The organism is Pseudomonas sp. DE0157, assembly GCF_007678615.1.
GTDB lineage: Bacteria > Pseudomonadota > Gammaproteobacteria > Pseudomonadales > Pseudomonadaceae > Aquipseudomonas > Aquipseudomonas parafulva_B.
The window spans coordinates 1-6,301 of record NZ_VEJN01000028.1 but is presented as its reverse complement, the minus strand read 5'-3'; the positions used below and the strand labels follow the sequence as shown (position 1 = coordinate 6,301).

At 57.6% G+C, this 6,301-nt stretch carries 7 protein-coding genes and 2 pseudogenes; 4 read left to right on the top strand and 5 right to left on the bottom strand.

Features of this window, described 5'->3' with window-relative positions:
- The 3 genes and pseudogenes from FS777_RS21120 to FS777_RS21110 form a co-directional block, all read left to right on the top strand.
- Positions 1–112 (top strand): annotated as a pseudogene (locus FS777_RS21120) (IS5/IS1182 family transposase); the annotation flags it as partial.
- 302 nt (positions 113–414) lie between these two features.
- On the top strand, positions 415–774 hold the full coding sequence (locus FS777_RS21115) for a hypothetical protein (protein WP_145257559.1): 360 nt from the start codon (positions 415–417) through the stop codon (positions 772–774).
- 98 nt (positions 775–872) lie between these two features.
- The gene (locus FS777_RS21110) at positions 873–1,898 is read left to right on the top strand and encodes a CHAT domain-containing protein (RefSeq protein WP_145257555.1); all 1,026 of its coding nucleotides are present in this window, start codon (positions 873–875) and stop codon (positions 1,896–1,898) included.
- 265 nt (positions 1,899–2,163) lie between these two features.
- Here the strand turns inward: FS777_RS21110 and FS777_RS21105 are convergent, their stop codons facing one another.
- The 3 genes from FS777_RS21105 to FS777_RS21095 form a co-directional block, all read right to left on the bottom strand.
- On the bottom strand, positions 2,164–2,613 hold the full coding sequence (locus tag FS777_RS21105) for a carboxymuconolactone decarboxylase family protein (protein WP_058639948.1): 450 nt from the start codon (positions 2,611–2,613) through the stop codon (positions 2,164–2,166).
- Between the two features lie 111 nt (positions 2,614–2,724).
- Positions 2,725–3,390 (bottom strand): FMN-dependent NADH-azoreductase, encoded by a 666-nt coding sequence (locus FS777_RS21100; protein WP_145257552.1) that lies wholly within the window; start codon positions 3,388–3,390, stop codon positions 2,725–2,727.
- A 30-nt stretch (positions 3,391–3,420) separates the two neighbouring features.
- Complete coding sequence (locus FS777_RS21095; protein WP_058639946.1) at positions 3,421–3,903, bottom strand: GNAT family N-acetyltransferase; 483 nt, start codon at positions 3,901–3,903, stop codon at positions 3,421–3,423.
- Positions 3,904–3,993: 90 nt separating this feature from the next.
- Here FS777_RS21095 and FS777_RS21090 point away from each other — a divergent pair, with 90 nt between their 5' ends.
- Positions 3,994–5,430 (top strand): PLP-dependent aminotransferase family protein, encoded by a 1,437-nt coding sequence (locus FS777_RS21090; RefSeq protein ID WP_058639945.1) that lies wholly within the window; start codon positions 3,994–3,996, stop codon positions 5,428–5,430.
- On the opposite strand, the gene FS777_RS21085 is transcribed toward FS777_RS21090, so the two are convergent.
- Both FS777_RS21085 and FS777_RS21080 read right to left on the bottom strand, forming a co-directional pair.
- Complete coding sequence (locus FS777_RS21085) at positions 5,423–5,902, bottom strand: carboxymuconolactone decarboxylase family protein (protein WP_145257550.1); 480 nt, start codon at positions 5,900–5,902, stop codon at positions 5,423–5,425. The genes FS777_RS21090 and FS777_RS21085 overlap by 8 nt on opposite strands.
- 286 nt (positions 5,903–6,188) lie before the next feature.
- Positions 6,189–6,301: pseudogene (locus tag FS777_RS21080) on the bottom strand (IS5/IS1182 family transposase); the annotation flags it as partial.

The window sequence follows — 6,301 nt, the reverse complement described above, 5'->3', positions numbered from 1 at the left end:
CCGCCGGATCGTCACGCGCTTCGACAAGCTCGCAAAAAGTTACGCCGCGATGGTTTCGCTGGCTTGTGTCCTGCGGTGTATGCGACGGCTTTTTTCAGACAGAGTCTCGTGATGGGGCAGGGAAATGCGCTCCGCCGGAGGCTGGCTTGGCTGGGCTTCGCAGATACCTATCACCGCTGCCGCAATATGGCTGAGGCATTAGTCGGGCTCGCATGTGCCTTGGCTACCAATGCCCCGGTGAGCAAGGCCGACCTCTGACAAGAGGTTCATGCGGCAATCCGCGTTCTGCGTGACCTTGGGCTATTCCAAATAGCACGTGGTTTTCTGCCAACACTAAAAAAGCTAGCGGGCGATCTAGGGCTCGATGCGGAGAACGATCCTCGAATCGTAGCAATTGAAATGAGCCTTCGGCTAATGGAGGTAGGCAGCAGCCAGAATGACGAAATCGCAGCGATTGTGAGTGGGTTGTCTAACGGTTGTGAACGCGCCATGACTGACCGAAGCTTACTACTCCCGTTGGTAGTCATGTTGGGGCAGGCGGTTCAGAAAGCCAAAGCAGCAGCTGTACAGGTAGACGAAAGCACTCTCGACCTGCTGAAGGCCGGGCTCGCGTTATTAGGACGGCAGGCTTCTCAATTGGTGGAAACTGTCTCATCTGACGCGCCATCTGCGGCGGACGTTACCGCAATGTTCAATCAAGTGCAGCGAGCGCTCTATGCAGCAGATGCCGCCGGTATTTTGAAATTGTTGGAGTGGCGGCTCGTCGACTATTGAACGACCAAGTTGGACGACCTGCCTCTGCGGAGGACAAAGCGCTAGCCGTCGAGCTTCTCGCGGATCACGCTGTTGCATTGCCAGCGCACCCGCCTGCTATGGAAGTTGGTTGGCCAGCCCACTATGCGAAGTCGCTTAACAGCGCGGGCCTAGATGTGGTTTTTCTGGGGCTGGACAGTGCCGGCGAGCTGGTCGTAACCCACGCTTCCAACGGACACGTTCAGTTCATTGAGCAACCTCGGCATGACCGTTCCTTCCGTTTGCGGATGCTAGCGTGGCTGGAGGACTATCCGCGCCAATATGGCTATGTTGATGCGGCGGATGGAGACAACGAGTTCTTTATCACGATGGAGCGGTTAGATGTGCGGCTTCCTGCCCCCGCATCGCTTTTGGTGATAGCAGAACCGATGTTGCAGCAATTGACCGTGAACCTCGGGCTAGTGACGCCTGAGGATGAGGGATTCCCATATTTCTTGGGCACTACGACAGCGGTAGGGATAACGCCTTCGCTTACCTGGCTCTCAATGGCTAGGACCAGTATGCGCAGCGGCAAAAGAGCTTGGATCTCTTCTCAAGAAGGCCCTGAGGCAAATGGTACGCTGGGCAAGGCGCTTGAAAGACTTGGTGGCACCTTCGAAGACTTCGGATTCACCGTCGACACTGGGCGGCGACTTCCACCTGACTTGTCTGATGCTGGGCTTGCAGTGGTTACGGCGCATGGCGGGCTGACTGCAGAGGGACGGTACATCCATAGTATTCGGGATGAAGATAGCCTCTTCGAGGCGCCTATAGCACTCGCCGCTGCACTTGCAGGGATTGAGGTGGTGATTCTTTTCGTATGCAGCGGAGGCCGAATTGACAAACACCCTTGGGGAAATACAACTGTAGGTCTGCCCAAGCTACTTTTGGACAAAGGGTGCAGAGTGGTTATCGCTTCGCCTTGGCCGCTGGACGTAAAAGTGACCTACAACTGGCTTGAGCCATTCCTTCGAGAGTGGGAAGCAGGCTCGACAGTTCTCCATGCGACAAAAAGGGCCAACGAGGAGGTCGCCCGTAGGCTCGGAGAGCGTCCGCAATATTCGCTTGGAATGACTGCATATGGAGATGTTTTGCTTACTAAATGAACGACTAGGCGGGGTCTAGGTATGGCGTTATCGCCTAGTGGGGGGAGTCTGGCTGGCACTGGCTTGAGGTGAATGGCAGCTTCTGGCCGTTTGCTGCCCTCCACGAACGTACGCTTTGGGTCGATAGCGGCCTGTCACGTACGGCAGCTTTCGACCCATAGCGGTCGTTCGGAAAGGGCAGCAATTGGCCTAAAGCAGACGGTACGCGATAGGAGCGAGGTGCCGTCTCCGAAGTATTACCTCTCCAGGCCGAGTCACTACGTCATCAAGCCCTAGCCGCAGGTTTGAGTCGGAAGCTGACGCCCATACGGTTGAACGCATTCATTGCGGCAATCGCCGCTGTCAGGTCAACAAGATCCTTTTGTGCAAACATCGCCGATGCGGCTGCATAAGCTTCGTCGGATACCTGTGTCTCGCTTACCCTGGTGACTTCTTCCGCCCAAGCCAGTGCTGAGCGCTCCTGATCCGCAAACAAATATTGCGCTTCATGCCATACCGGTACTAACAGCACCTTGTCCACTGACATACCTGCTTTGATCAGATCGCGTGAGTGAAGATCAATGCAATGAGCGCAGCCATTGATTTGAGACACTCTGAGAAACACGAGGTGGATCAACGAGGCTGGCAAATTTGTCGCGGTGGTCACGAAATGATGCAGGCCGCCGAGGGCCTTAGCTGCACCAGGCGAAGCTTCAAACCAATTGAGACGATTCATGATTTCTTTTCCTTTGTATGAGCGATGAAGAGCGTGGCCGCTTGTTGGCATGCGGCCCAGTTGAGATGCAAATCTAAACGCTTGGAATAGATGTCGGCCCTGAAGCGGACTTTAGACTTGATCCACTCGACAGCTATGCCTAACAAAGTACGCCTGCACATCACCGTACCCTGTTGCCCTTCCAGTATTCAGTGACTCCACTCCCTTGGCGGTACCCTCAACGGTGAAGTAATGCACCTGAGTGAGACCGATGGTGGCAAGGACGGCGGACAGGTAGGGGCGCAGAAAGTCCGGCTGACGGGCCTGTGGGCCGCTGATGTAGCCCCCGCTAGCGATTGCGACGTAAACCGGACGATCCTTCAGATTTCCGACTTTGCCTTTGGCGGTGACCACGAACGTTTTGCCCACGCGTACCACGTGGTCGATCCACATCTTGAGTGGAGCGGGAACGCTGTAGTTGTGCATCGGCGTGGCAATCAGCAGTACGTCGCAGGCTTGCAGTTGGTCGATCAATTCGTTGGAACGGCTCAACGTACTGTCCCGCCCACTTGCCGTGACTACGCGCTGATTCGCTAATGCCTGGGCGTAAGGGGCATCGACTGGGGCCACGGTGTTGAGGTCTAAATCGGTCAACTGGATACCCCTTCTGCCGGCCTCGGTGGCCAAGGCGAACAGGATCTGCTGGGACAGCTTCAGACTTTCCGAAGCCTCTGCATTGGGGCTGGCGACCAGGCGAAGAATGCGCAAAGGAGCAAGTGGCTGTTGTGACGATGTCATGAGGTTCGCCTCCTTGGATGTGCGTGCGGGTTATGGCGTATCGAACTGTTTCTGAAAGCGCAGTGCACCCGTCAACAGGCCTTCACGGAAGTAGAAACGTTGCGCGCGGGCGTTGGCCAAACCCGTGTCGAGCACAAGGCGTGCACAACCGCTGGCGCGCGCCAGTCGTTCCAAGGCTTGCAATAAGCGCGATCCCCACTGGCCACCCCGCTGAGCCTCGGCGGTTACAAGGTCATCGACATACAGGAATGCGCCGTAGACCAGGTTTTCCTGAAAGCGGTAACCAGCCAGTGCTACAAGAACGCCTGCGTCATAAGCGCCGATCAAGCGATAGCCTTCAAGGCGCATACGCTCGATGCGGCTGACGAAGTCGGCTTCGCTCATCAGATGAGGGCGCAATTGCTGCATTACCGGGAATGCGCTGCACAGGTCATGGGTGCTGTCCAAGGGACGCAGGGCGGTGTCGGCCAGGTCGAGCACGCTGGGTATGAAGTTGTGCAAAGGGAATTTCATGGTAGTTGCCCTCATCAGTAGGTGATGGCGCTATATTGGACTACCATTGACCCACTTGATTGAGCCAAGAAATGGGATATGAACTAGGCCATGATGACCTCCCCCAAGCCGCCTTTTGCTCCCTTGGAAGAGCAGTCCGCCTTGCCCCTGTATCGTCAACTGTACGACCGCGTGCTGGCTGCCGTTGCCGCTGGCACGTTGTCACCCGGTGACCGCTTGCCGTCGGCGCGCGCCATGGCTAAGGATCTGGGGGTGGCACGTGGCACCGTCGAACTGGCCTATTCGCTGATGGCCAGCGAAGGGTACCTCCTGGCGCTCGGGCAGAAAGGCACCGTAATCAATCCTGAACTGCAGAAGCCTGTGTCAGCGGCTACCGTATTGCCAGTCAGCAGCCAAGTGATCGAAGACGCGCCTGATTCGCTCTGGCGTCCACCGCAGCTGTTGCCGTTCCAGATGGGGGTGCCGGCGCTGGATGCATTTCCGCGCAAGATATGGGCGCGTCTCGGTGCTCGGTATCTCCGTGGGATGCGTCTGGGAGATCTGGACTATCCAGCACCCCACGGCCTGGCAGCGTTGCGCAGCGCCATTGCTTCGTATCTGCAGGTGTCCCGAGGTATCGATTGCGGTGCCCATCAGGTGTTTATCACCAGCGGTTGGCGCAATAGCCTGTCCTTAGTCGCACATACCCTGTTGCAGCCAGGCGAGTGCGCCTGGGTGGAAGACCCGGGCTATCCCACTACGCGCCAGGTGCTTCGCCAGTTCGGCCTGGACCTGGAAGCGGTGCCGGTTGATGCAGAAGGCATGAACGTAGAACACGCCATCGCGGGTTCTCGGGCTGCTCAGGTTGTCATGGTGACACCAGGGCATCAGAGCCCGCTGTCGATGGCACTGTCACTGCCACGCCGCCAACTGCTACTCGATTGGGCTGCCCGCACCGGTGGCTGGATTGTCGAGGACGATTACGACGGCGAGTACCGCTACGTCAGCCGTCCACTTCCAGCGCTGGCCAGCTTGGATCGCCATGGGCGCGTGCTGTATGCCGGCACCTTCAGCAAGGTGCTGTTTCCCGGTATTCGCCTGGCTTATCTGGTGGTGCCGCAGGCGCAGGTGGCAGCGTTCGAGCGCGTCGGACGGGCCTTGTTTGCTGCCGGGTCACCGTCAATTACCCAGGCTTTGGTGGCGGAGTTCGTTGCCGAGGGACACTTCGCTCGGCATATCCAACGCATGCGCCGCCTCTACAACGAGCGACGGGCATTGACCATCGAAGCACTGGAGCGGAGTTTGCCGAAGGGTATGCAGGTGGAACGCTCGCCAGGCGGTATGCACCTGGTACTGCGTTTACCGGAGGACGTAAGCGACATCGCCCTGGCCGAGCAGGTGCTGGCGAGGGGCATGTCGGTACAAGCGTTGTCGCGCTGGGCTGCCTCATCGCAGCGTCAGTCAGGTCTGCTCCTGAGTTTTACCAACTGCGCCACGACTGCTCCAGGCGAGCAGCTTGGCGCGTTGATCAGCAAGTTACTCAGTTGAGGTTGGCCTTGTTCAGGCCGAAGAGTTCATCGGACGAGCCCGGGATCGCCTGGAAAGCCACATTGAGGCGATTCCAGCCATTGATGGCGACGATTAGGAACGACAAATCCGACAGCTCCTGCTCGGAAAACTGCTCACGCGCCCTCGCATACAGGCTGTTGGAGATACCATGAGGCGGCAGTTGGGTCAGGGCTTCAGTCCACTCCAGCGCCGCCCGCTCTGCTGGCGAAAACAGCTGTGACGCACGCCAGACGGCCACGTGGTGAAGACGCAGCTCGCGCTCGCCATGGATCTTGGCCTCTTTCACATGCATATCCACGCAGAACGAACAGCCGTTGAGCTGCGAAGCGCGCAACATGATCAGGTGGGCAAGATCGGCCAGTAGCGGCTTCTTGCTCAGTTGCAGGGTGAGCTCCACCAGTTTGTTGGACGCTTGGGGAGACAGTTTGAAGTAATCAAGGCGGTTGTTCATGGGGTAGTTGCTCGTAGTGGGTGGATGGTTGTTGGAGCCCACTGTAGCAACGCTTGGAATAGCCCCACAGGGCCAAGATGGTAGCTTCGAACTAGGCCATATCTGTATCGAAGTGCGCCATGATCACCTATCGAGCGATAGGGTCGAAGGGGGGCAATAGGCCGTTTATTGGCCTCCGCGAATGGCCGCCATGGGTCGAAAACGGTCATCCTCGAAGGATGTCGTCAGTAAGGTCAATGCTCCCCTGCATGCAGGTTACTCATGGGCCACTTGCATGCGGTATCACCTAGGCTCTGTCTGAAAAAAGCCGTCGCATACACCACAGGACACAAGCCAGCGAAACCATCGCGGCGTAACTTTTTGCGAGCTTGTCGAAGCGCGTGACGATCCGGCGGTTCT

What these genes read in the sequence shown, in the direction of transcription:
- FS777_RS21100 (WP_145257552.1), bottom strand. Translation starts at nt 3,390, where the DNA reads ATGACATCGTCACAACAGCCACTTGCTCCTTTGCGCATTCTTCGCCTG.
- FS777_RS21110 (WP_145257555.1), top strand. Translation starts at nt 873, where the DNA reads ATGGAAGTTGGTTGGCCAGCCCACTATGCGAAGTCGCTTAACAGCGCG.
- FS777_RS21085 (WP_145257550.1), bottom strand. Translation starts at nt 5,902, where the DNA reads ATGAACAACCGCCTTGATTACTTCAAACTGTCTCCCCAAGCGTCCAAC.
- FS777_RS21105 (WP_058639948.1), bottom strand. Translation starts at nt 2,613, where the DNA reads ATGAATCGTCTCAATTGGTTTGAAGCTTCGCCTGGTGCAGCTAAGGCC.
- FS777_RS21095 (WP_058639946.1), bottom strand. Translation starts at nt 3,903, where the DNA reads ATGAAATTCCCTTTGCACAACTTCATACCCAGCGTGCTCGACCTGGCC.
- FS777_RS21115 (WP_145257559.1), top strand. Translation starts at nt 415, where the DNA reads ATGGAGGTAGGCAGCAGCCAGAATGACGAAATCGCAGCGATTGTGAGT.
- FS777_RS21090 (WP_058639945.1), top strand. Translation starts at nt 3,994, where the DNA reads ATGATGACCTCCCCCAAGCCGCCTTTTGCTCCCTTGGAAGAGCAGTCC.